Annotated in this window: 19 protein-coding genes; 6 read left to right on the forward strand and 13 right to left on the reverse strand. The window is 64.6% G+C overall.

Translation table 11 applies throughout. The features are described 5' to 3' along the window. Positions 1-138 precede the first annotated feature (138 nt). Together tsf and KLP40_RS01980 are read left to right on the forward strand one after the other, a co-directional pair. Positions 139-978 (forward strand): translation elongation factor Ts, encoded by an 840-nt coding sequence (tsf, locus tag KLP40_RS01975; RefSeq protein ID WP_215591865.1) that lies wholly within the window; start codon positions 139-141, stop codon positions 976-978. A 110-nt stretch (positions 979-1,088) separates the two neighbouring features. Then, positions 1,089-1,403, forward strand: a complete 315-nt coding sequence (locus tag KLP40_RS01980; RefSeq protein WP_215591866.1) for a hypothetical protein — start codon at positions 1,089-1,091, stop codon at positions 1,401-1,403. A gap of 80 nt (positions 1,404-1,483) precedes the next feature. On the opposite strand, the gene KLP40_RS01985 is transcribed toward KLP40_RS01980, so the two are convergent. The 7 genes from KLP40_RS01985 to KLP40_RS02015 all read right to left on the reverse strand — a co-directional run bounded on the left by KLP40_RS01985 (position 1,484) and on the right by KLP40_RS02015 (position 7,870). After that, positions 1,484-2,113, reverse strand: coding sequence for a DUF6624 domain-containing protein (locus KLP40_RS01985; protein ID WP_215591867.1), 630 nt, complete (start codon positions 2,111-2,113; stop codon positions 1,484-1,486). A gap of 60 nt (positions 2,114-2,173) precedes the next feature. Beyond that, positions 2,174-3,223, reverse strand: coding sequence for a DUF3089 domain-containing protein (locus KLP40_RS01990; RefSeq protein WP_215591869.1), 1,050 nt, complete (start codon positions 3,221-3,223; stop codon positions 2,174-2,176). 126 nt (positions 3,224-3,349) lie between these two features. Continuing rightward, entirely contained in the window at positions 3,350-4,570 is a 1,221-nt protein-coding gene (locus KLP40_RS01995) for an SHOCT domain-containing protein (RefSeq protein WP_215591871.1), read from the reverse strand. A 25-nt stretch (positions 4,571-4,595) separates the two neighbouring features. After that, positions 4,596-5,309 (reverse strand): hypothetical protein, encoded by a 714-nt coding sequence (locus KLP40_RS02000; protein WP_215591872.1) that lies wholly within the window; start codon positions 5,307-5,309, stop codon positions 4,596-4,598. 39 nt (positions 5,310-5,348) lie between these two features. Continuing rightward, a complete protein-coding gene (locus KLP40_RS02005) occupies positions 5,349-5,594 on the reverse strand; it encodes a hypothetical protein (RefSeq protein WP_215591873.1) in 246 nt (81 codons plus the stop codon). 305 nt (positions 5,595-5,899) lie between these two features. Further along, positions 5,900-6,889, reverse strand: coding sequence for a YeiH family protein (locus KLP40_RS02010; protein ID WP_215591874.1), 990 nt, complete (start codon positions 6,887-6,889; stop codon positions 5,900-5,902). A gap of 78 nt (positions 6,890-6,967) precedes the next feature. After that, positions 6,968-7,870, reverse strand: coding sequence for a LysR substrate-binding domain-containing protein (locus KLP40_RS02015; RefSeq protein WP_215591875.1), 903 nt, complete (start codon positions 7,868-7,870; stop codon positions 6,968-6,970). Between the two features lie 56 nt (positions 7,871-7,926). Here KLP40_RS02015 and KLP40_RS02020 point away from each other — a divergent pair, with 56 nt between their 5' ends. Both KLP40_RS02020 and KLP40_RS02025 read left to right on the forward strand, forming a co-directional pair. Continuing rightward, positions 7,927-10,017 carry a S9 family peptidase gene (locus KLP40_RS02020; protein WP_215591876.1) on the forward strand — a complete coding sequence of 697 codons (2,091 nt, stop codon included), beginning with the start codon at positions 7,927-7,929 and terminating at the stop codon, positions 10,015-10,017. A gap of 304 nt (positions 10,018-10,321) precedes the next feature. Further along, positions 10,322-12,817, forward strand: coding sequence for a TonB-dependent receptor (locus KLP40_RS02025; protein WP_215591878.1), 2,496 nt, complete (start codon positions 10,322-10,324; stop codon positions 12,815-12,817). Between the two features lie 91 nt (positions 12,818-12,908). On the opposite strand, the gene KLP40_RS02030 is transcribed toward KLP40_RS02025, so the two are convergent. From KLP40_RS02030 to KLP40_RS02045, 4 genes are all read right to left on the reverse strand, one after another. Then, a complete protein-coding gene (locus KLP40_RS02030; protein WP_215591879.1) occupies positions 12,909-15,041 on the reverse strand; it encodes an FUSC family protein in 2,133 nt (710 codons plus the stop codon). Positions 15,042-15,132: 91 nt separating this feature from the next. Beyond that, the gene (locus tag KLP40_RS02035) at positions 15,133-16,098 is read right to left on the reverse strand and encodes a bestrophin family protein (protein ID WP_215591880.1); all 966 of its coding nucleotides are present in this window, start codon (positions 16,096-16,098) and stop codon (positions 15,133-15,135) included. A 116-nt stretch (positions 16,099-16,214) separates the two neighbouring features. Beyond that, complete coding sequence (locus tag KLP40_RS02040) at positions 16,215-18,164, reverse strand: MutS-related protein (protein WP_215591881.1); 1,950 nt, start codon at positions 18,162-18,164, stop codon at positions 16,215-16,217. A 252-nt stretch (positions 18,165-18,416) separates the two neighbouring features. After that, positions 18,417-18,851: a RidA family protein gene (locus KLP40_RS02045; protein WP_215591882.1), complete on the reverse strand. Its 435-nt coding sequence runs from the start codon at positions 18,849-18,851 to the stop codon at positions 18,417-18,419. 110 nt (positions 18,852-18,961) lie between these two features. Here KLP40_RS02045 and KLP40_RS02050 point away from each other — a divergent pair, with 110 nt between their 5' ends. Further along, entirely contained in the window at positions 18,962-19,759 is a 798-nt protein-coding gene (locus KLP40_RS02050; protein ID WP_215591884.1) for an energy transducer TonB, read from the forward strand. Positions 19,760-20,108: 349 nt separating this feature from the next. Further along, a complete protein-coding gene (locus KLP40_RS02055; RefSeq protein WP_215591886.1) occupies positions 20,109-21,680 on the forward strand; it encodes a diadenylate cyclase in 1,572 nt (523 codons plus the stop codon). Positions 21,681-21,852: 172 nt separating this feature from the next. On the opposite strand, the gene KLP40_RS02060 is transcribed toward KLP40_RS02055, so the two are convergent. Next, the gene (locus KLP40_RS02060; RefSeq protein WP_215591887.1) at positions 21,853-22,365 is read right to left on the reverse strand and encodes a PaaI family thioesterase; all 513 of its coding nucleotides are present in this window, start codon (positions 22,363-22,365) and stop codon (positions 21,853-21,855) included. Between the two features lie 197 nt (positions 22,366-22,562). Next, positions 22,563-24,539 carry a DUF3857 domain-containing protein gene (locus KLP40_RS02065; protein ID WP_215591888.1) on the reverse strand — a complete coding sequence of 659 codons (1,977 nt, stop codon included), beginning with the start codon at positions 24,537-24,539 and terminating at the stop codon, positions 22,563-22,565. Between the last annotated feature and the right edge of the window lie 50 nt (positions 24,540-24,589).

Raw genomic sequence — 24,589 nt, forward strand, 5'->3', positions numbered from 1 at the left:
TTTTTGCTTCGACGCCATCCTCGCCGCGTGGTTTTTCCCTCTTTCTCTCATTCAATTCCAACTTTCTGTTCGTAGCTGGCGGCTTCACTCCCCTTGTGATTTCGGCTCCTGGCTGCTAACTCCTAACTACTTTAAAAAATGGCTGCAATTACCGCCGCAGACGTAAACAAGCTCCGCACCATGACTGGCGCGGGCATGATGGATTGCAAGAAAGCCCTGGTGGAAGCCGATGGCGACTTCGAAGCAGCCCGCGACCTGCTCCGCAAGCAGGGCCAGAAAATTGCCGACAAGCGTTCGGACAACGAAACGTCGGAAGGCGTGGTGCTGGCCGCCGTCAGAGAGGATGGCACCAACGGCAAACTGGTGTCGCTGGCCTGCGAAACCGAGCCCGTATCCAAAGTTCCGGATTTCAAGGAGCTGGCCCAGCGCGTGCTGGACACGGCCGTGAAAACCAACGCCGCCACCAAGGAAGAACTGCTGGCCGCTCCCCAGGAAGATGGCCGCTCCCTGCAGGAGCACATCACCGACCTGATGGGCAAAATCGGCGAGAAGCTGGTCGTGACGGCTTACGAGAACATCACGGCTGAGAAAGTAGCTTCCTACATTCACTCCGATAACAAGAAGGGTGTACTCGTGGCCATGAAGAACGTAGGCGGTGCCGACGTTGCTACCGTGGGCCGCGACGTAGCCATGCAGATTGTAGCCATGAAGCCCGTGGCCCTCGATAAGGACGGCGTGGATGCTGCTACCATCGAGCGCGAAATCGAGATTGGCAAAGAGCAAGCCCGCGCCGACGGCAAGCCCGAGGCGATGCTGGAGAAAATTGCTCAGGGCAAGCTCAACAAGTTCTACAAGGAGAACACCCTGCTCAATCAGGAGTTCGTGAAAGACAACTCGCTGACCATCGCCCAGCTGCTCGACAAAACGAGCAAGGGCCTGACGGTTTCCGACTTCAAGCGCGTAGCCATTGTAGGCTAGGTTCGTTTGAGCCGTTAGCTGATGGCTGTTAGCTGTTAGCTTCCGTTCCCATTTTAAAAAGGCCCCGCTGGCAGCTTGCCGGCGGGGCCTTTTGACGTTTCTTTGGCCGCATGAATGACAAACGGAAGCAGTTGTACCGGGAGTTGCTGTACTGGGCAATGGTGGATATCAGGCAACACAGCTATCCAGGCAGCTTCTTATCCGATTTGCGGTACAGGCGTAGCAACCGCAAGCGGCTTCTTTTTACTCACGCTGTTGCGCAGTGGCTCCACAATCTGGCCATGTATTCCGCCATCGACTTCAAGGGCTTTCAAGAGGATTGGTTTTGGAAAGAGTATGCGGTGTTTCGGCAGGCATTTCCAACTAAGCGGTGGGCGTCTCTTGCGGAAAGCACCATCCGGCAATTGTTGAACGAGGAAGAGTAGTTCTTGCCTACGCCCAGCGCACGAAAAAGCCCCGCCGGCAGCTGGCCGGCGGGGCTTTCTGGGGTTTGTGGCGGCTTCCGCTATAGCGCTTTGGGCTGCGGCGTGTTCATCTGCCGGTGCATATCGGCGCTATTGCGTAGATACTCCTCCAAGGGTTCCATGCCCATGGCGGCGCGGCGCTTGTTCACGTTTTTGGGGTCGCGCAGGGTGCGGGCGTGGGCGGTGCCGATGCCCGGACCAGTGTACTCCACCTGGGTGCCGTATTCCTGGGGGCGGCCGGCGGCCAGGGCTACGCGGTCGGTGAGGTAGGCGTAGTTGCGGGGACTGGCATTTTTGGCCTTCACCTGGGCCTGCATCAGCTGGAGTATGCGCCGCTGGAAATCGGGGTGGGCATCGGCGTGCTGCACCAGGAGCCAGAAGTTATTGGCGCTCGTTTCGCCTACTTCCCGAAAACCGGGGTAGCCGTAGCGCCGGATGATGGCTTCGAGCACGGGCTGATGGCGGGCGAAGTTGAGATGTTGCACGCCTTCCAGATTACGGCCGGCCGTATCGGGCAGCTGCTGCATCATGCGCTGCATGGGCCACTGGTCCACGTAGGCCAGACTATCCAGCGTGCGACTCAGGGCCGGGTAGCGCGGGCTGGCCGTCTGGGCCGATGCCCCGGTGCTGCACCCCAGTAGCACTAGCGAGAAAATAAGCGGCGTCTTCATGGTCGGGGGCAGGATGAATAGGGGGAAACAAGCAGGAACTCCAACGTTAGATTGGCCGCCTCATTGCCCACCCAGGCGCATGCGGTGGGCCCGGACACGGGCAGCGGCGTTCTGGCGGATGTTGCCGTAGAACAGGGCGTAATCGGCGAGGTGGAAGGAGTGCCAGAGGCGGAAGTGGCCGGGCAGCAGGAAGCGCGGATACCCGTCGCGTTCGGGCGGATGCACCCACAGCAGGCCGTTGTGCACCTTGGCATCCACGATGCGCTTATCGAGGCGCTTAAAGTCGTAGGGGACGCCGCCCAGGTTGAGGCGGGCGGGGGCCGTGAGCGTGTCGCGGGTCCAGGTCAGCGGATTTACCGCCAGGCTTTGCTGGTAGGGCTCGTACTCGTTGCCCCAGGCCACCGTGTTCCAGGCCACGTAGCAGCCGGTCTGGGTGGAGTCTTCGCAGGGGCGCAACACCCGGTACTCGTCGGGCTTCACCTCATAGCCTACCAGGTAGGCCGCCACCAGCTGCCGGCGCAGCGCAGCGTTGTCGTCGAAGAAGTCGTGGAGCAGGCGGGTAGCGTGCACGGTGCCCTGGCTGTGGCCGGCCAGAATAATGGGGCGGCCCCGGTTGTAATGCTCGAGGTAGTATTCAAACGCCGCTTTCACGTCGCCGTAGGCCAGCTCAATAGCCTGCTCCCCATTCGTAGATTCTTCGCTGTCGAAAAAGGAGTAGAGCGTAGCCTGGCGGTAGCGGGGGGCGTACACCCGGGCTGTGCTGTTGAAAGCGGAGGCCTGCCCCCGAATCACCTTGTCGTCGGTGAAGCGGTTTACCCGGTCGTCGGCGAGGCTAGCGTTCCACTGCTTGCGCCAGAGGTAGGTAGTCGGGTGCACGTAGAATACGTCGGCGGGGGCATCGCGCTGCTGGTCCCGGAACAGGGAGCCCCGGGGCACCACGTCGGCCGAGTCGCGGCGGTCGGGCAGGGCGGCCCAGTGGTCCTCCATGCGGTAATCGGGGGCGGGCGGCGGGGTGTAGCGGCCAAAATCCTTGCCCGGCTTGATGATTTTCAGGCAGGAAGTCAACCCCAACAGGCCCAGGGCGGGCCACAACAGCAAACGGGTACGCATCAGATAATTCAGAATAAGCTCAACTCCGCTAAGAACCACACCCGGTCCCAACGGTTGCAGGCCAACTGCCCCGCTGCTTCGGCCGTGGGGCGAAAGTTCGTTCCGCGCCACGGCCGAAACGGCGCGTTAGTCGGTGAAATTGTTTTCCAGCAGCTTTTCCTGGCGCAGGTACACGATCTTGAAGTTCTTATCGAAGCGCACCCGCACCTGGGCGGCCGTCTGCTGGCGTTTCTGCAGAGACTGGCGCAGGGCCGTGCTGTTCTCCACGTAGGTTACCACCCGCGAGCCATCGGCCACCGGGGGGCTCACCTGCAGGCTGCCGGGCCGGATGGTGGTCTGGCCTTCCAGAAACTCGGGAAAGTGCGTTTTCTCCAGCTCGGCATTGATAGCGGCCGGGGTGGTGTTCTGCTGGAGGTAAAACCGCTCGACCTGGGGCGCGAAGTAGGCCGAGGCCGTGAATGGGGCCGCCTGCAAATCGGCGTAGTAGCGCTGCAATACGCCCGTGATGCGGGCTTCCGCGCCGGCGTCGGCGGCGGCGGGTTCCGTCACCGGGGCGGGGTCAGCGGCCGGTTCCGGAGCGGCGGCCGTGTCCGCGGCGGGGGCGGGCAGGGGCGTGGCGGGCTGCTCCACCCGGATGGTTTCGGGCGCGGCCACGGGCGGCAGCTCAATCTGCTCGGTCTGGGGACCTTCGTCGGGGCGGGTGGCTACTGAGTCGGCGGCCGTGAGGGTGGTGCTGGTCAGGCGCTCGGAATCCTGGTTGCCCATCATCAGGTAAGCCACCAACGCCAGCAAGGCCACAATGCCTCCCACCACCAGCAGGGTGCCCAACGGACTTTTGGCCGGTACGGCGTACGCTTCATCCTCCACGTATTCCTCGGCGGGCGCGGGCGCGGCGGCGGGCGTCAGAAACTCATCAGCCCGGCCGGGGGAAGCGGCGGGCCGGCCGGCTTCGAGCGGATGCGAGAAGCCCGGCCCGCTCACCGGTGGGGCGGGTGGCACCGCCTCGGCGGGCCGCCCCGCGGCGGGTTGATGGGTCAGGGGCGGCAGCAGCGGGTCGTCGAGGGGCGCAATGATGGTGGGCTCCGGCGGCGCGGCGGGCAAGGCGGGCGGCACCACGGCCACCGGCGCGGCCATGTTCGGGGGCAGCGGCGGGGCGGCGGGCGGCGGCGTTTCCTCCACGGCGGGCGGCACGGCAGGAGTCTGGGGCGCGGCGGGCGGGCGGGCGGAAGCGTCCGTGAAGACCAGCTTCTGCTTGAGCGTCTGGAATTCCTCGGGCGTGATGGTGCCGGCATCGAGCCATTCCTTCAGCTGGCGCAGGGTATCGAGGGGCGAAGGGTCTTTTTCCATGAGCAGGTGCAGCCGCGGCGGCGCGTTAGTTACGGTCGAGGTTGGTGAGGCGGGCGCGCCGGCGTTCCAGCTGGGCTTTGCGCAGTTCCAGCAGGCGGGCATTATCGAGCAGCTTCACCGAGTCCTCGGCCGATTTGAGCTTGTTGTCGGCGTTCTGCTTGTGCAGCTGCTCAATCTTTTCGAGGTTGGCCTTGGTGTTGCTGGCCAGGTTGCTGCGCTCCTTTTCGAGCTTGTCTTTCTCTTTCTCGGTGGCACTCAGCTCCTTTTCGGCGGCGGCGAGCTGCTCGCGGTAGGCCTTGAGGCGGGCGGCGGCTCCGAAGCTCTGCACGATGCCGCGCAGGGCGTTGAACTCGGTGGGCGTGCCGGCGGCCGACAGAAACGAATCGGGTCCCATGGCGGCCCACACCGAGAGCTCGGCCACTGAATCGGAAGGAGCCGTGACGGTGGAATACAGGTCCAGCAGCTTGCCCGTCACGCTCGACATGGGCACCTGCCTGGCCGTGAGGTTGTCCTTTTTGCCCACGCCCAACAGCCCATCGCCCTTGAGCTTGATGTTGTAGGTGTCCTTGAGCCAGCTCTGCCAGAAATTGCGGGTCCAGTCGGCGGAAGCTTCTACCTGCACCTTGAGCGCGTCCCGCTCGCGCTTCTCGAAGTTGACGGAGCTGGTGCGGGCTTCGTAGAGCTGGGCGCGGCCGGCCAGGGGCAGCAGCACAAAAAGCAGAGGAATCAGAAAACGCATAATCCGAGGGGGAGTTGAAAACGTGGGGAAAACCGGCCGCTAGAGGTCGTGACGGTCGAAGGCCGCCTGCAAATCCTGCTGCATGGCCGCGAACCGGCGCACGGCGGCCTGCACAAATTCGTCGTCAAGGAGCCGGTGAATATCCTCCTCCCCGGTCAGGTCCAGCTCACTCACCTTGTAGGTTTGCTCAAACGGACCCTTTTCCAGTTTGATGAGGTACTTCCCGTTCCAGCTGAACAGCGTGATTTTGGCGTCGGAATGGGGAATGACGGCGAGCTGGCGCATAGTAAAAGACGACGTGGTTGAACAGCGCGAAGATACGCAGCCCCCGGTTGGTGGCCTGTTGGTTGCTGGTTGTTGGTTGCTGGTTGTCGGTTGGTGGCCTGTTGGTTGCTGGTTGTCGGTTGTCGGTTGTCGGTTGTTGGTTGTTGGTTGTCAAAGAAAGAACGTCATTCCGAGCGCAGCCGAGGAATCTCGCGTGCTGACGTTGGACTACTGCAACATCAGCACGCGAGATTCCTCGGCTGCGCTCGGAATGACGTTCTATTTTCGGTTTCGTATCCCTGCCTTCTGGGCCCCCACCGCCGCCGCTACACCGATACAATTACGTAGAGCGAGGCGGCGGACACCACCAGCCAGAGCAGCACACCCAGCGCGAACGGGCGGGGGCCGACGGCGCGAATGGTTTTGAGCGACAAGCCCGCACCGATAAAGAACAGGGTCACAACCAGTCCCATTCGCGCCAGTTGCAGCAGTCCGGGGCCGACGAGCCGGGTTTCGGGCACGTAGGTATTGAGCAGCATGGCCCCGATGAAGCCCAGAATAAACCAGGGCAGCTTTACCTGCACGTTTTTCTGCCGGAAGAAATAAGCCGTGCCCAGGGTCACGGGGATAATCCAGAGGGCGCGGGCCAGTTTGATGGTGGTGGCCACGCCCAGGGCCTCGGGACCATAGGCCGCCGCCGCCCCCACCACCGAGGACGTATCGTGGATGGCAATGGCGCACCAAAGGCCGAACTGCTGCTGAGTCAGGGCCAGGGCGTGGCCGAGGGGCGGGAAGGCGAACAGGGCCACCGCATTGAGCACGAACACCGTGCCCAGGGCCACCGACATTTCCTCGTCTCGGGCGCCCGCCACCGGGCCCACCGCCGCAATGGCCGAGCCCCCGCAGATGGCGGTGCCGCAGGCAATCAGGTGGGCCACCACGCGGTTCAGCCCCAGGGCCCGCCCAGCCCCGTAGCCCAGCACCAGCGTCCCGAGGATGGAGCCCACCGTGAACAGCAGGCCCTGCCGGCCGGCCGCCACCGCCGCCTGAGCGTTCAGCCCGAATCCCAGCCCGATAACCGAGTATTGCAGCAGCCGGGGCGTGAGTTTTCTGGTGAAGGCCGGAAAGGGATTACCCAGCGTCTGGGCCAGCAGCAGGCCCAGGGCCAGGGCCAGCGGCGGCGAGGCCCAGGGCGTGAGGCACCCCAGCAGCAGCAGCGCAAACCCGATTTTCGCCCCCTTGTCGCCCGTCGGCGGCGGCACCGGCGCGGGGATGGGCGCAGTGGCGGGAACGGGCGCAGGCAATGTGGCAGACATGGCGGGACGGAAAACAAACGGCGCCCCAAAACTACGGCGCTCCTCCCCCACCCGATAATCGGAAATAGTTATCGGGTATTACTTCTGGTTATAACGCTGCTGCACGAACCGCAGGAACCGTTCGGCCGGGCGGGTCAGGGGCTGGCCCTGCACCCACAGGGCCTCGAACTGCCGGGGCAGGCGCAGCCCGACCACCGGCACCTCTTCCAGCAGCCCCGCCGCCAGCTCCCGCGTCAGGGCCCGCCGCGAGACGAAGCCCAGCGCCTGCGGAGCCGCTTCGAGGTAGGTTTTGATGGCCTCGGTGTTGTCGAAGTAGAAGGCCACGCGCAGGTCGGAGAGCCTGATTTTCTGCTCCCGCAGCGCAAATTCGAGCACTTCCAGGGTGCCCGAGCCCCGCTCGCGCAGCACCAGCGGATGGGCCAGGGCCACGGCCAGCGCCAGCGGCTCCGGGGGCGGACCGGCGGGCGTGGCCCGGCGCACAGCCACCAGCTCATCGGCCAGCAGGGGCTCGTAGTGCAGGTCGCGGCTCTTGGCCCGGCCCTCCACGAAGCCCAGGTCGAGCTGCCCCTGGAGCAGGGCCTCGGCAATCTGCTCGGAGTTGGCGTTGAGCAGGGTCAGCTCCACCTGGGGGTAGCGCTGCTGGAAGCCGGGCAGCAGGGCCGGCAGCTCGTATTGGGCCAGGGTGGTGCTGGCGCCCAGGCGCAGGCGCCCGGCCGCTTCGCCGTGCAGCGCCTGGAGCCGGCCGGTGAGCTGCTGGTGCAAATCGGCCACGGCGTCGGCGTGGGCCAGCAGCAGGGCGCCGGCCTCGGTGAGGCTGACGCGGCCGGCACGCCGCTCAAACAGGCGCTGGGCGTAGGTGGTTTCCAGCTCCCGGATGTGCTTGGTGATGGCGGGCTGGCTGATGTAAAGCTCCTGGGCAGCCTTGGTAAAGCTCAGGTGCCGGGCCACGGCCTGGAAAACGCGTAGTCGGAAATCGGGCATGCCTGCAAGGTAGCAGAGACGCCATATCTTGCGGTTCGTATCCACCCGCAACTCCCATGATGCACAAACCCCTGCTCTCCGCCCTGCTCCTGCTGCCCCTCGGCGCGGCGGCCCAAACTACCTACACGCCCGAGCTGCTGATGAAACTCGGCCGCCTGGGCGAAATGCAGGTGTCGCCGGACCAGAAGACGGTGGCCTACACCGTAACCCGCTATTCTCTGGCCGACAACAAGGGGCAGTCGGATATCTGGACGGTGCCGGCCGGCGGCGGCCCGGCCCGGCAACTGACCAACACGCCTGCCACCTCCGAAAACACGCTCAACTGGCGGCCCGATGGCCGGCTCACGTTCATGAGCGGTGAGGGCGGCTCCGACCAGCTCTACGTAATGAACGCCGACGGCTCGGGCAAGCAGCTGCTGAGCGCCTTTCCGAAGGAGGGCGTGGCCAACCTGAAGTATTCCCCCCGGGCCAACTTTCTGGTGTACACCCAGGACGTGAAGGTGGGCAAAACGGTGCAGGACTGGTTTCCGGACCTGCCCAAGGCCGATGCCAAAATCATCGACGACCTGAACTACCGCCACTGGAACCAGTGGGACGACTACAAGGTGTCGCACGTGTTTTTCCAGCATATCGAGAGTGATGGCATGCCCAGCGGACGCGGCAAGGACGTAGACATTATGGCCGGCGAGAAGTTCGACGCGCCCTTGCAGCCCTTCGGCGGCTCCGAGCAGCTGGCGTTTTCGCCCGACGGCTCCCAAATAGCCTACACTTCACGCAAGCTCACGGGCAAGGCCGAGGCCGAGAGCACCAACTCCGACATCTACCTATACGACACCCGCAAGGTTCAGACTCAGAATCTAAGCGAGGGCTTGGGGGGCTACGATACCGAGCCCGTTTTTTCGCCTGATGGCTCGCAGATAGCTTGGCTAAGCATGGCCACGCCAGGCTTCGAGTCGGACCGCAACGGCATCGTGGTGTATGATTTCAAAACCATAAAGCGCTATGTAGTGTATGATTTCAAAACCGAGAAGCGCCAGGACGTAACAGCCGGCTCGGAGCAGGCGGCCGGCAACGTGCGCTGGAGTTCCGATGGCAAAACGCTGTATTTCACCAGCCCCATAGCCGGCACCCAGCAGATTTTCTCGGTACCCGCCAAGGGCGGCAAAGTAAAGCAGCTCACCAAGGGCGCGTTCAACTACAACAGCTTCGAGCTGGTGGGCAAGGACGCCGTTATCGTGAACAAGACCACCCAGGCCACGCCCGCCGACCTCGTGCGGGTGGACTTGAAATCGGGCCGCGAAACGGCGCTGACCCACATCAACGAGCAGGAACTGGCGGGCGTGAAAACCGGTAAGCTGGAGTCGCGGATGGTGATGACCACCGACGGCAAGCAGATGCAGGTGTACGTGACCTACCCGCCCGATTTCGACCCCGCCAAGAAGTACCCGGCCCTGCTTTACTGCCAGGGCGGCCCCCAGAGCCCGATTTCCCAGAGCTTCTCCTACCGCTGGAATTTCCAGCTGATGGCGGCCCAGGGCTACATCGTGGTGGCGCCCAACCGCCGCGGCCTGCCCGGCTTCGGCACCGAGTGGAACAACAGTATCTCGGGCGACTGGGGCGGCCAGCCCATCCGGGACTATCTCTCGGCCATCGACGCCGTGAGTGCCGAGCCTTACGTGGACAAGGCCCGCCTGGGCTGCGTGGGCGCCTCCTACGGCGGCTACTCGGTGTACCTGCTGGCCGGCAAGCACGAGGGCCGCTTCAAGACCTTCATTGCCCACTGCGGCCTCTACAACCTCACCAGCTGGTACCCCAGCACCGAGGAAATGTTCTTTGCCAAACACGACATTGGGGCCGCACCCTGGGAGCAGCCCCAGCACAAAAGCTACACCGAGTTCAACCCCCAACTCTTCGCCCAGAACTGGGATACGCCCATCCTGGTGATTCACGGCGGCAAGGACTTCCGGGTGCCCGAGGGCCAGGGCATGGAAGCTTTCGGCACGGCCCAGCTGCGCGGCATCCCGAGCCGCTTCCTGTACTTCCCCAACGAGGGCCACTGGATCAGTAAGCCCCAGAACGCGGTGCTCTGGAACCGGGTGTTCTTCGAGTGGCTGGGCCGCACGCTCCAGCCGGAAGCAACCAAGTAAGGCCGCGTGTACTCCCGTTCAGCCCCGCTCAGCACTGGTGAGCGGGGCTTTTTGGTGCAGCTTTTAGTTGGTGAGCCGGGATACGGGTACTGCTACATCCGGCGTACGCCACTGCGCGCTGTTCTGAGGGCTCAGCAGTCCTCCCCTGGCCGGCAGGTTAGTGGGGCCGGATGGAAAACCGGCAATCAAACAACCCACCCAATTTGTTTTATTTAGATTTTTTTCCAATTAGCTATTTAAAATCAATCTAAGCAGCTGTGCTTTTGCCGTCGAAACGGAGCCCGATGCGCCGTTCTACTGCCGTATGCGAACTGCTTCTTCTCTACTGCTTTCTTCCCTGCTCACGGCCGCGGTACCGGCCCTGGCGGCCACTACCACCCCACGCACGCACCTGAGCAGCCCCGACGAAACCAGCCGCGGCGCCACCCTCACCGGCACCGTGCTCGACCGCGCCGGTCAGCCCGTGGAGGGCGTGCTGGTAAGCGTGGCCGACCGTTCGGCCACTACCGATGCCCGCGGCAGCTTCCGCCTCTACGGTCTGCCGGCCGGCGAAGCCACCGTGACGGTAACCGGCCTCAGCACCAAACCCCAGACGCAGACGCTCACGCTCCAGAGCGGGCAGGCCTACACCCTGCGCTTCACGCTGGAAGAAGCCCTGCGCGAGCTGGCGGGCGTAACCATAGCCGCCAAGGCCACCCGTTATGCCCCGGAAGTAGACGGCACTACCCTCACGGCCGGCAAGAAAAACGAAATCATTCAGCTGGATAAGCTCGATGCTAACCTGGTGATGAACGCCTCCCGGCAGGTGTTTGCCAAGGTGCCCGGCATTACGGTGTGGGAAAGCGACGGCTCGGGCCAGCAGATCAACGTGGCCAGCCGGGGCCTTTCGCCCAACCGCAGCTGGGAGTTCAACACCCGCCAGAACGGGATGGACATCAGCTCCGACCCCTTCGGCTACCCCGAGGCCTACTACAACCCGCCACTGGAGGCCGTGGACCGCATTCAGATCATCCGCGGGGGCGGCTCCCTGCAGTACGGGCCCCAGTTCGGCGGCCTGCTCAACTACGAGCTCAAGCGCGGGCCCCGCGGCAAGAAAATAGAGTTCGAAACCAATAACACGGTGGGCAACAACGGGCTGGTGAGCACCTACAACTCGCTGGGCGGCACGGTGGGCAAGGTGAGCTACTTTGGCTACTACCAGCAGCGCCTGGGCGGCGGCTGGCGCGACAACTCGGAGTTCAACATCCGCAACGCCCACGTGAACGTGCAGTTCCAGGCCACCAGCAAGCTGCGCCTCGGGGCCGAAATCAGCCACCTTTACTACGAGATTCAGCAGCCCGGCGGCCTCACCGATGCCCAGTTCTACAACGGCAACGTGCGCAACAGCTCGCGCAGCCGCAACTGGTTCAGCACGCCCTGGACCTTTCCGGCCTTCACGGCCGACTACCAGTTCTCGGACCGCACCCGCCTGAGCCTGAAAACCTTTGGCCTGCTGGGCGAGCGGAACTCCATTGGCCTGCCCAGCAGCGTGGGCGTGGACAAGCCCGACGCGGTGAACCCCGCCACCAGCCAGCCCGCCAACCGCCAGCTCGACCGGGACCGGTACCGCAACCTGGGTTCGGAGCTGCGCCTGCTCACCGATTACGGCCTGCTGGGCCAGCAGCACACGCTGGCCGCCGGCGTGCGCGTGGCCGCCGCCAACCTGGGCCGCCGCCAGCAGGGCAAGGGTGACACCGGCTCCGACTTCAACCTGGATCTGCAAGCCGCGCGTTACGGCCGCGACCTGAGCTTCCGCACCCGCAACTACGCCGCCTTCGTGGAAAACATCTTCCGCCTGGGCTCCCGCCTCACCCTCACGCCGGGCGTGCGCTACGAGGTGATTGACAACGAAGGCCGCGGCTACCTGAGCCTGAACGCCGACGGCTCGGAAAACCAGATCAGGCAGGACTCGCGCCGCCGCGTGCTGCTGTACGGGGCCGGGGCCGAGCTGCGCGTAACCGACCAGACCAACCTCTACGCCAACTACTCGCGGGCCTTCCGCCCCGTCACCTTCGGCGACCTGACCCCGCCGGCTACTTCCGACGTGATTGACCCCAACCTGAAGGACGCCCGCGGCTTCAACGCCGAGGTGGGCTACCGGGGCACCTGGGGCAAGGTACTGACCTTCGACGTGGATGCGTTCTGGCTGAACTACGACAACCGCATCGGGACCATACGCCGGCTGGTGCCGGGCAGTAGCACCCAAACCCAGCAGCTGCGCACCAACATCGGGACCAGCGTGCACAAGGGCGTGGAGGCCTACGTGGAGCTGGACGTGCTGCACGCCCTCACCCAGAATTTCGAGCTGCCCCACCTGGACGTATTCGTTTCCTCGGCCCTGGTGGATGCCCGCTACACCCGCCTGCTGACCACTGCGCTGGCCAACGGCGGTATTCAGGAAGGTGATTTGAAGGACAACCGCGTGGAGTACGCGCCCAAATACACGCACCGCGTGGGCGCTACCTTCGCCCACAAGGACCTCTCGGCCACGGCCCAGCTCACGCGGGTTTCCAGCGTGTTTGCCGACGCTAACAACACCGTGGCCGCCAACGCCGCCGCCACTACCGGCCGCGTGCCCGGCTACTCGGTTACCGACCTCTCGGCTACCTACCGTTTTGCCAAGCGCTTCACCGTGCGCGGCGGCCTCAACAACGTGTTCGATAAAAACTACTTCACCCGCCGCTCGGGCGGCTACCCCGGCCCCGGGCTGCTGCCCGCCGACGGCCGCACCTGGTTTGCCTCCGTGGGCGTGAAGCTCTAAACTATCTGAGCAACAGGCAGCCCGCCGCTTCATCGAAGGCTGTGCCCTTAAAGCCCCGGCTAGCCGGGGCTTTTTGCGTGCCCGCTTGCCGTTACTTCAGCACGGACTCCGTGACTTTCTGGATGTCGCTGCTCACCTTTTGCAGGAACTCCAGTTGCTCGGTCAGGTGAGCGTCCGGAGCAGCTGCCGGAGCCGGGGCGGCCAGCTCGGCGGGCGGCAGCTCCGGCTCCTGCGGATCCAGGCGGCGCAGGCTGCGGTGCAGGTTCTGCTGGGCCTGACGCAGGGTTTTGAGGCCGCCCGCCGGCCAGGCGGGCCGGGTGTCGCCACTGAGCAGAGCGGCCGTTACCGAGGCCACGTTCGAGGACAGAATGTGGTTGAGCACCACAAACTCGTGCACTTCGGTGGGGCGGTGCTGCTTGCCGCGCGGCTCCGACATCATGCGCTGGAAGGCTGCGCCCAGGTTGGCCGAGCTCACGTACACTTCCTTGCGGGCCAGCTTATAGTCGAGCACCGCCACGGGGGAGCCCAGCAGCACCTGCTGAAGCGTGCGCAAGTAACTGAGGTTGGCCCGCAGCACGGGCTTCAGATAGTCCTGCAGCTGCTCTGACTCCCAGCGCGGAAACAACACGTAGCCCACCGCGAAGGCAATGCCGCAGCCCAGGGCCGTATCGAAGACGCGCTCCTGCACTACCCGCACGTAGCCCAGCCCCAGGAAGCTGAACAGAATCAGGATAAAGGGCGTCATGAACGTGACGGTGACCAGGTAGTTGATGCGCACGAAGCTGAACGATACCACCATGAAGCCCACCATCAGCAGCAGCAGCGCCAGCCGGTCGGGAATCAGCCACAGAATGAAAGCCCCCAGAATGCCGCCCAGCAGCGTGCCCAGCACCCGCTGCACATTGCGCTGCTTGGTAAGGCTGAAGGCCGGCTTGAGCATGTAGGTAATCGTCATCAGCACCCAGTAGCTGTGGTGACCGGGCAGGGTTTCGGTGATGATGAAGCCGATGAGGCAGGCCACCAGCATCCGCATGGAGTGGCGAAAAATGCCCGAGCGCAGCGTCAGGTGCCCGGCCAGCTGCTTGAGGTCGAAGCTCTGGTGGGCCACGAAGCGCCCAAACTCCAGCTCCCGCCCGCCCACGGCGGCCCTGGCCGGGGCCTCGGCATCGAAATACGCCTGAATATCCTGGAGGCGCAGCACCAGGTTGCGCAGGTTTACCAGAATTTTGCGCAGCATGAGCGTGGAGCCAGATCGGGCCGGTTCGTCAAGCGCATCGATGCGGGCTTTGAGCTGGTCGAGGCCGGCCAGCAGGTTGCGACGGGCGGTGTAGCCGTGGTTGGCCTGGATGGCGAAGCCCACCCGTTCCAGCTCGGCGGCCAGGGCCTCCACTTCGGTAGCTATGGCGTCGAGCACCCCGCTGGCCTCGAAGCGGCGGTGCAGGTCGGCATAGTCGTAGTAGGTAATGGTAATCTGCTCGTATAGGTCCACCAGATCCACGAACGTGAGCACCAGGCGGCGGCCCGTGCCCGTGGATTCGGTTACGAGCTGGCGGGTTTTGAACAGCAGCTCCCGCACCACGTCCTGTTTCTCGCTCACGGTCACCTGCTGGGCCACGAGGCGGCGGTAATCGGCCTCCAGGTTGGTGCCGGTGCGGTAGAATTCGGCCTTGAGACGCAGGAAGCCGGCCACGGCCCGGATGGCGTCGCCAAGGGCCTGCTGGGCCACCCGGTAGGGGCGCAGCTGGTTGAGCAGCAGGGCCAGGGCCAGGTACCAGAAGCCGCCGGCCACAATCAGCCCCGCATGGCTGAGCACCTGGCCGGGCGGCAGGGGCTTGTCGAGCATGAGCACCAGCACCAGCAGGCCCGCCGTGCCCACTGCCCCGGCCCGGTTACCGTACACCAGCAGCATGGTAAACAGAAAGCTCACGGCCACCACCACCGCGCCCAGCAACCAGGGGTAAGGTTGCAGAAAACCGGTTATCAGCGCCATGAGGCCGGTAAGGGCCACGGCTGCCAGCCCTCCGTTGCGCTTGTGCACGGGCGGGCCGGGCGTATCGGTCAGACTCACGCACAAGGCCCCGATGGACATGGTTACGCCCGCCATAAGCTGGCCCAGCAACCCCAGCACCAGCCCCGGCACCAGAATGGCCAGCGTGGTGCGCACCCCATCGGAAAACTCCTGGCTGGAGAAGAAGTAGCGCAGCTTACGAAGGGATTCGGCCATGACGGCGGGCAGTTGGGCCAGGAACGTGGGGGGGAAGCTGCGTCGGGCGTACCAGCGCGGCGTTTTCGGCTACTCGCCTGGGCACGGGGTGCTAGTAGAGGATGTCGTCGATGGGAGCGAGTTTGGGGGGCAGCTCGGTTTCGCCCAGCATCTCGCGCAGGTCAATTTCGATGGTGCGGCAGATGGCCGTCATGGGCACGTCATTCATCTCGTTCTCAAAGGGGTTTTCGGAGGTGTGGCCCACCACTTCCATGGTATGAAACACCCAGGACACGAGCACGGAGAACGGAATGGTCAGCCAGATATGGTCGGGGCCCATGGTGGCGAATTCGCCGATCAGGCCCAGGGGCAGCAGCAAGGCGAACAGCCACACGAATACAAGGCTGAAATAGGCGTACTGGCGCGGGAAAGGCGTATTCTTGATTCGCTCACAGCCCCCCTGCAGGTTGAAAAGCTCCTCCAGGCTGCGTACCATGCTCACGTGCTGGAAGTCGTTGAGCAACCCCCGCTCCTGACGCAGGATCCGCAGATCGGCGGCCTGCTGGCGCAGCAGGTGGGCCGGCGGGTTCTGCCGGTCCCGGATCTGTTCCGACTCGGCCGGGTCGAGAAAAGGGGCCACGTGCTCCTGCCAGAGTCCGGGCTGCCGGCGCAGGTTCAGGCGCACGGCATTTACCCAGGCAATCTGCCGGTAAACCAGGCGGCGGTGCCGCACCGAGAGTTCCTCGCCCGAGGCCGGCGGGGCCTGCACGCCGGGCGCATCAACCACCGACGTGATGTACTCGAGCGTTTGAATGGCCCAGGTCCGGCTGTAGTTTACGATGCCGCCCCACAGCTTGCGGCCTTCCCAGAACCGGTCGTAGGAGCCGTTATTTTTGAAGCCTATGTAAAAGGATACGGCAATGCCGAGCGTAGCTACGGGCTGCCAGGGAATATCGAGGGAGTGAATGCCGGCCCGGTACATGAGGCAGACCAGCAGAGAATACAAGGCGAAGAGGCTGGTTTTTTTCCAGCCGAGTTTCCAGATAACCCGCCAGCGGATATTTTCCCGAACGTACATGAAGGAGGGGAGTAAGCGTAAAGAAAGAGAACAGCGTATGGGGTGCAATACGGGGGCCGCGGCGGACGGGGTACTTTCGGGGCCAAAAAAAATCCGGTTGCCCCGGCCCGCCCGTTCTATTCCACCACAATGCCCATCAGGCGCATGAGCTGGCTGGCGTTGAAGGAGCGGCACACGCCGGGCGTGAGGTGGTAGTCGAAGCGCAGGGTGCCGTCGGGGTTGAGGTAGCTGTTGAAGCTCACGTTGCGCACGTGCTCGGGCAGGTCGGTTTCGAGGGCGGCCAGCTCCAGGTCGTGGGTGCTGATGAGGCCGCTGGACGCCCGCTCCCGCAGCTGAAACACCAGGGCCCGCGCCCCCCGGTGCCGGTCGGCCGAGTTGGTTCCCTTCAGAATCTCATCGAGCAGGTAGAAAACGGGGATTTCAGTGGCTGGTTGTTGGTTGTCGGTTGTTGGTTGCTGGTTGTTGGTTGTTGGCGCTGGAGCGGCCGTTGGGCTCTCCAGCCTGTCCATTTTTAACTCTTCATTTTTAATTTTTAATTCCTCCCCCGAGGTCAGGTCCAGCAACAGGCGCAGGCGCTTGAGCTCGGCGTAGAAGGAGGAGGTGCTCTCGGCCAGGTTGTCGTGGGTGCGCATGGCGGTGAACACCTGGGCGGGGCCGCAGCGGAAGGCTTCGGCGGCCACTACCGCGCCGGCCTGGGCCAGCACCAGGTTCAGGCCCACGGTGCGCAGAAACGTGCTTTTGCCGGCCATGTTGGAGCCCGTCACAATCACCGTCTGGCCCGGGCCGGTTGCCCGGAAATCGTTGCGCACGCCTTCGCCCCCGAACAGCAGCGGGTGAGCCAGCCGGGTAGCCTCCACCGTCAGGGCCGGGGCCGTCAGGTCGGGCTCCGCGAAGCCGGGATTGGCGGCCCGGAACGCGGCCAGGCTCACCAGCGCGTCGATTTCGGCGGCAGCTTCGAGCAGGGGTTCCAGCCCGCCCGTGATGCGCCGTTTCCAGCGTTCCAGCTGCCAGATGCCCCACAGGTCCCAGAGCAGCAGGGTATTGAGCACGCCCGCCACGGCCGGGTTCTGCCGCGCGGAAAACCAGCCTGCAATGCCGGCCAGCCGCTTCAGCAGCCGGGCGGCGGCCATGTTGCCGGTGGTGTGCAGGGTTTGGTGCAGGCGGCGCAGGGCCGGGCTCTGCCACTGCCCGGCCTCGAAGTGGGCGAGCTGGTCGTGGGCGGCGCGCAGGGCATCGCGCATGGTGGTGGCATGCGCGTAATAGGCGGCGCGCACCCCGGCAACGTGGTGGTTGAGGGCCACGGCCGGCGCCAGCAGCAGCAGAAACCAGGTACCGTAGCCCAGCAGCGCCGCTGCCACGCCCACTACGGCCAGCAACGGCAGCAGCCCCAGCAACGGCAGCAGCCACCCGCGCCCAACGAAGAAATCGGGCTCCCGGAGCCAGCCGGCGAAGGCCCGCGGGTCGGTTTCCTGGCGCGGATAGTGGCGGGCCCGGGCCTGCCACTCCTGCTGCCAGGCCACGTCGGGGGCCAACTCGGCGGTGGCCTGCTGCCGCTCCCGGGCCGCTTCGGGCGCGGCCGGGGCCAGCAACCAGCCAGCCAGCCAGTCCTGGCCCAGGCGGGAGGTGCTGCGGTTCAGGAGCTGAAACAGGGAATGGTCGCCGAACACGTCCAGGTCGGCGGCGTAGGGGTGCTGGGCGTCGAGGTAGCGGCGGCCGGGGTCGAAGCCTTGCAGCTTTCCGGCGAGGCGGGCCTGTTCGTCGCGGTTGAGCTGGGCCAGCAGGCGGTGATGCTCGCGGTGGTAGCCCACCCGGTTGTGCCAGCCCACCAGCCCGATAAACACCAGGTACGCGGCCAGCACCAGCCCCAGGGCGGCAGCCGTCTGCCCCGCGCCCAGCAGCCCCCACACGCCCGCCGCCGCCGCCCCGAACAGGGCCAGCCGCACCAGCGCCACCAGCCGGTGCCGCCCCGCAAAGTAGGCCTCGCGCTCCGTATGATGGGCCAGGTTATCCTGGAACAGCTCGGTGGGCGCAACAGTGAGCTTTCGGAATTCAGCGGAATCGGGCACGGGAAGGTGAGATGGTGAGATGGTGAGATGGTGAGATGGTGAGATGGTGAGATGGTGAGATGGTGAGTAGTGAGTAGTGAGTAGTGAGTAGTGAGTAGTGAGTAGTGAGTAAAAGTACGGCGGGTGGGCGGAGCGGAATCATCTTATTAAAAAGGATACGGCGGTTTCCGGCACGGTCTGGCCGCTTGCAGCCGTCGGACCGGAGCACGCCCGCGTCACCTCCTTACCTCATCACTCTATTACCTCTTCACCTTAATCACCGACCGCCGCCACACACTTGAGCTCGATGGCAATGGGCGTGGGCAGGCAGTTGACTTCCACGGTGGTGCGGCAGGGCTGGTTCGTCTGGAAATACTCGGCGTAGAGGCGGTTGTAGGTGGCGAAATCGGCCTGCATGTTGGTCAGGAACACCGTCACGTCTACCAGGTCTTCCCAGCGGGCCCCGGCGTCTTCCAGAATGTAGCGCACGTTCTGGAACACGGCGTGGCACTGGCTCTCGAAATCGTAGCGCAGGATGCGGCCGGCGGCATCGAGCTCCACCCCGGGCACCAGCTGCTGGCCGCGCTGGCGGGGGCCCACGCCCGAGAGAAACAGCAGGTTGCCCACGCGGCGGGCGTGGGGGTAGAGGCCCACCGGCTCGGGGGCGCGGCCGGAGTGGTGGGCGGCGGAAGTTGCGTCAGGTGCCATACGGCCAAAGCTACGAAACGCCGGCATTTGGGCAGAATCCGCGAACTTAAGCCTCGGCTGGTGCGGTTGTTGTAGCCGCCCGCCTTCCATTCTCCCCTGATTCTGCCGCTATGTCGTATCGTTTCCGCCCGCTGGTACTGGCCGCTTTGCTGAGTACGGCCGCCCTGGCCCCCGCCTACGCCCAGAAAAAGCTCAAGTATCCCAAGGCCCCGCCCGCCAGCGAAATCTACGACGCCGTGGAGAAGCCGGCCCAACCGGCCGGCGGACCTGAGGCCTTCGGGCAGTACCTCGCCGACAACCAGCAGTACCCCACGGCGGCCCTGCAGGCCGGGGCCCAAGGGACGGTAGCGGTGACGTTCGTGATTGAGAAAACCGGCTCCGTTTCCAACGTGGCCGTGGCCCAGCCCGTACATCCGCTCCTCGATGCCGAAGCCATCCGGTTGGTGCAGGCCGCCCCGCGCTGGACGCCCGCCCAGCACCGGGGCGGCGTGGTGCGCCAGCGCGTGACGGTGCCCATCAGCTTCGAGATTCCCGGTGACGCTCCGGCCGCTCCGACCGCGGGTACCGCCGCCGCGCCGGGCACTACCGGAGCCACCACTCAGGTAGTCAGTGCCGACCAGCCCGCCCGACCCGTGGGCGGCACGGAGGCCTTTTTTGAGTGGATTCAGCAAAATCAGCAGTACCCCGCCCTGGCCCGGCAGCGCAAAGCGCAAGGCCGGGTGATGATGGAGTTCATTGTGGAAAAGGACGGCTCGCTTACCGACATCAAGCCCATCAAGCGCCTCGGTTCGGGCCTCGACGAAGAAGCTATCCGCCTGATTAAAGCCGCGCCCAAGTGGGAACCCGCCATGTACAAAGGCCAGCCCGTAAAGCAAAAAATGGTGTTACCGGTTGTCTTCTCGCTGTAGCGCAGTTGTCGGTTGTCGGTTGTCGGTTGTCGGTTTTCGGTTGTCAGAAGAACGTCATTCCGAGCGAAGGCGAAGCCGCAGCCGAGGAATCTCGCGTGCTGACGTTGCCAAAGTAACTCTGTCGTCAGGATTACCATTGCACCGCCGGCACGCGAGATTCCTCGGCTTCGCTCGGAATGACGTTCTTCTGACAACCAACAACTGACAACCGACAACTGTCTCCTGACAACTGAACACCAACGCCTGCTCCCTGAATTAAAATACTTTCCCCGCGAATTCGTCAGCCTGCTTGCTGGCGGCCTGGCCGCCCGGCGGCCGCCCTTCGCGCCCCGCTCCTTCCGCCTATTCTATGTTGTCGCCCCTGCCGCTGATTTCTGCCCCGCCCGTTGGATTCGGGACGCCCCTGCCCCTGCCCGCCAGCTACTCCATCTGGCCCTACCAGGCCCGGTTCCGCCAGGCGGCCCAGGCCATTGCCAACGGCATTTTCGAGGCTCTCGACGAAGACCTGAATCCCAACGTGTTTCTGCTGGCTTTGCCCCTGGAGCCTACCCTGCTGGCCGAGGGCGAGCAGCCATCCGAAATTCAGTTTGAGCCCCGGGAGTGCGGGTTCGAGCAGCACCAGTTCGGCCACGTGCTCGATCGGGGCCGGGTGCTCCAGCTCACCCACACCTGGCAGCCGACGGAGCTGGACATGGAGAGCGAGGACCTGCTGCGCCGCAAGCAGTACGGGCGCGGGGTGCGCCAGGCCGTGCAGGAAGTGTTTGATGAGCTCGACGCGGGGGGCAAGGTGCTGTCCTTCGCCGGCTGGCCGGTGCAGGTGGCCCGCCACCTCGTGATGCCCGTGCTCCAGCTCAACCGCAAGGTGTACCACAGCTACCCCTCGCTCCAGCCCAACCGCTTTTATACCGATGGGCGCATGCTGGCCCACTCGCTCATTATGGCGGCTATTCTGCGCTTCAACGAGGACTGCATCAAGTCGCTCACCGAGCCCGAGCCGGGTTCGGGCCTGCTGGTGCGCCCCCGCGAAACCGACGAAATTATCCGCTCAGCGGGCAAGCTCTTCATGGATACGCCGGCCCAGGACATGGGCATGAATCCGGCCGCCACCAAGCTGTTTGCCACCTGCAACACCATTTCCTCCCTGCGCTACGAGGGCGCCGAGGGCGTAGGCAAGATGCTGCTGGCCCGGCGCGGCCACCCCAACCTCTCGGAAGTATTCGCCCTCACCTGCCCCACCCCGCTCACCGATTACCGGGCCGTGCGCAAGCTCCTGGAGATGACCACCCCCGACGTGAGCCTGCTCTCCGACGGCGAAAACGTGTACGCTTTGGGCCGCCAGATCGGGCAGTACGATGCCTCGCGGGAGGATCTGTTCGTCATCAGCTTCGTGACCCACTACGCCTGGGAGTTCCAGCACGGCGGGCAGGTGCTCATGCGCGCCCACTACGGCCAGCCCAGTCTGCCCCGGGCCCGCCTCAACCGCACCAAGTTCCGCCGCGACCTGAAGCGCACCTTTCAGCTCACCGACGCGGGCAAAATCGAGAAGCTCTGGGACGTAGTGCTCGAAGCCAGCCGCCAGAAGGCCGGCACCCTGCTCGTCATCACCACCGAAGCCCTGGCCGAAGCCGACCGCCTCAAGCTCCAGTGCACCCTAATCGAGCCGGTGCCGCTCACGCCCCTCATCACCCGCCTCGTTACGGCCATCGACGGGGCCGTGCTGCTCGATCCGGAAGCCTACTGCTACTCCATCGGCGTCATCCTCGACGGCAAGGCCTCGGGCCACGGCACCAGCACCCGCGGCGCCCGCTACAACTCCGCCATCCGCTACGTCGACAGTTCCCCCTACCCCTGCCTGGCCATCGTCGTCAGCGAAGACGGCCTGGTGGACGTCATCACCAAGGAAAGCCTGCGGGAGGAATAGTAAATGAGTGAAGTGGAGAATGAGTGAATGAGTGAAACGGCCGGTCATCCTGAGCGGAGCGAAGGATCCTATTACGTCAGCACGGTATTCGTTCCAGCGTGATAAAACCATTCGTTCCGCTCAGGATGACCGCTCTTCTTATTCACTCATTCACCACTTCACTCATTCACCGCTACCGTTTTGCCCGGAACGACCAGGTGATGCGGAATACGGCTACCGTGTCGCCGGCTTCGTCGAGGCCGGTGCTGGTGCAGACGACGGTGCGGCCTTCGCCGGTGGCGCGGCTTTCGGCAATGGCCCGGCCAATGGCGGCGCCGTCGGGGCTGGTGAAGCGGATCAGGCCCACGGCTTTCTTGCTGAAATCGGCCTCCAGGCCCACCACCAGCATCGAGACCGGGGAGCCGCTCTGCACGTGCATCATGGCCAGCAGGCCGCTGGCCATTTCGGCGGCCATGCTCAGGCAGGCGAAGTAGATGCTGCGAAACGGGTTCTGGGTGAGGAATTTGTAGCGCACCGTGATGGTGGCCCGCTCCGGCGTCAGCTCGGCCAGGCGCAGGCCCGCCAGGTAAGCCATCGGCAGGCGGCGCAGCATGAACAGGCGCAGTTTCAGGGGGTTGCTGATGGTGCGGCGGAAGTGCTCCATCCGGGCGGCATCGGGCGCCACGGGCGTGGTGGGGTTGGTCATGGCGGGCAGGTTAGGTGCTACAAGGAACGAAATTTACTCGTCATGCCGAGTATCCGGAGGAGCAAACCGCGGCCCCGTCGGTCGTCCTGAGCAGCGCGCAGGACCTTGCACCACCTCCCGATGAATGGTGCAAGGTCCTGCGCGCTGCTCAGCCTGACCGACGGGGCCGCGTATTCGGGCAACCCGTATTTTCCCGCTTAGCCCTTCTTTTCGAGTACCAGCACCACTTTATTGAAGTTGGCGGCGGCGTTTACCACTTCGCGGAAGGGCTGGAAATCGGCTTTGGGCCAGCGGATCTGGCGGTAGTACTCGCGGATGGTCACGGTGACTTTCTGGCCCTGCTGCTCGTAGCTGGACTTGAACAGGTACTCGGGGCCGGCGGCGGTGGGGCCGGCCTGCACGTCCACGTTCAGGTCCTGGAGGTTGCGCACCTGGTAGCCGGCCGGCACCTCAAACGTGATGGTGCGGTTGTAGCGGCGGTTGAACTCGTTTTCCACGTCGTACTGCCGCTCCTCGCTCTGGTAGAGCTCCGACTGAGGCCCGAGCAGCGTCCCGATTTTGAACAGGTACTTGGGCCCGGCCCGGTCGAGCAGCGCCACCGACTCCACGGTGGCATCCACGATAAACGGTTTTTCCAGCGGGTTGAGGCCGGTTTCGCCGTTCGTGACGGTCAGCTTCTTGAAGGCAGCATCGGGCACGTTGCTCTTGATGATGCTTTCCGTGACTTCCCCGCGCTTATCCTCCGGGATGAGGGCGTAGAAGGGTTGAATGGGCTGGGCCGCGTAGCCGCCCAGGGTTTCGCGGATGGTCACCGTACTTTTATCCAGGTTGGGGGCAAACTGCACGCTGATGTCGAGGTCGTTCTGGCTCTGGTCGGCGCTCAGGGTCGGGATGTCACCTATTTTGCCCACCGCCGATTCGGTGGAGCCCAGCTGCACGCGGCGCACGAACAGGCCCTTGTTGGCCGTCCACTCGGCCGGAATCAGGGGCAGGCGGTAATCGGCGCGGCCGGGAGCCAGCCACTGCTTGGTGGCGGGCAGGTAGAAGACGGGGTTATCGAGGTAGTTCCAGGTGTCGAATTCCTCGTCGAAGGGCGTTTCGGTGCGGTCGGTGGTCAGGACCAGCTCGTTGGTGATGTTGAGGCGGCTGAAGAGGGCGGCAAACAGGCGGGCCGCGCCTATGTCGGAGGCGGCGCGGGCGCTCAGCACGTCGGTCAGCTTTTCGGGGCCGCCCGCGGCGCCCACCTGAAAGTTGGTTTTGAGGTAGTTCTCCAGGGCCGGCAGGGGCTGGGCCGCGGGCAGATTCATCTGCTTGAGCAGCTTGTCCACGGCCTTGAGCTCGTCCTTGTTCCACTGGTACACCCGCTCGTAGAGGTAGCGGCTGGCATCGGCCCAGGTGAAGGCGCGGGTGCGGCCCCGGCTGGCGCTGTAGGCCAGCTTGTACTCCAGGCGCTGGCGCTGGGCGGCGGCGTTGGCGAAGCCTTCCGCGCGCAGGGCCGGCACGTTGTGCAGACTCAGGCCGATGACGCGTTTTTCGTTGAGGACCGTATCGGGCAGCAGGCCGCCGGGGTAGCGGCGCAGCTCGAAGGTCAGGGCCTCGGGCGTGATGAAGGCCACTTCCAGGTCGCGCACGGGTACTTCGCTCTGCAGATTGATGCGCCCGAAGTAATTCACGGGCCGCTCCCGGGTGAAGAGGTACTCAATCTCGCTGCCCTTTTCCACCCCTTCCACCGCAAATACCTTAAAGCCGCGGCTGCCGTCCTCGTCCTTGAGCTCCTTCATGTTACTCTCGGCCACGTCCACAATCACGCCCCGGGGACTGATGGTGCGGGCCTTGAGCTGCACGATGCGGCCGTTCTCGTGCACGGGCAGGTAGATTTTGTTGAACCGCTCGATGCCGTCGGAGGAGTTCACGCGCACGATGCGGTGGTCGACGGAGTAGAGGCGCAGCTCGCGCTTGTCGTCGAGGGCCAGCTCCTCGGCCCGGAAGTCGCGCAGCACCACGGCGGGCTGCTGGCCCTCGGTGGCGGTGAGGGTGGCGGGCTTGCGCCGGGCGTCCCAGTCGTAGCGGGCGTAGGTGAGGGTAGCCGGCAGGGCCTGGGCCCGCAGCAGCGCGGGTAGCAGCAGCAGCGCCAGCGTCAGGATGCGGGCCAGCTGAGGTAGCAGATTCGTCACGGAAAAAGAAGTTAAGGGAAGCTGAGTTGCCGGTGGCGAGTTGCCGTTCG

The sequence above is a fragment of the Hymenobacter piscis genome (assembly GCF_018760735.1).
Taxonomy (GTDB): domain Bacteria; phylum Bacteroidota; class Bacteroidia; order Cytophagales; family Hymenobacteraceae; genus Hymenobacter; species Hymenobacter piscis.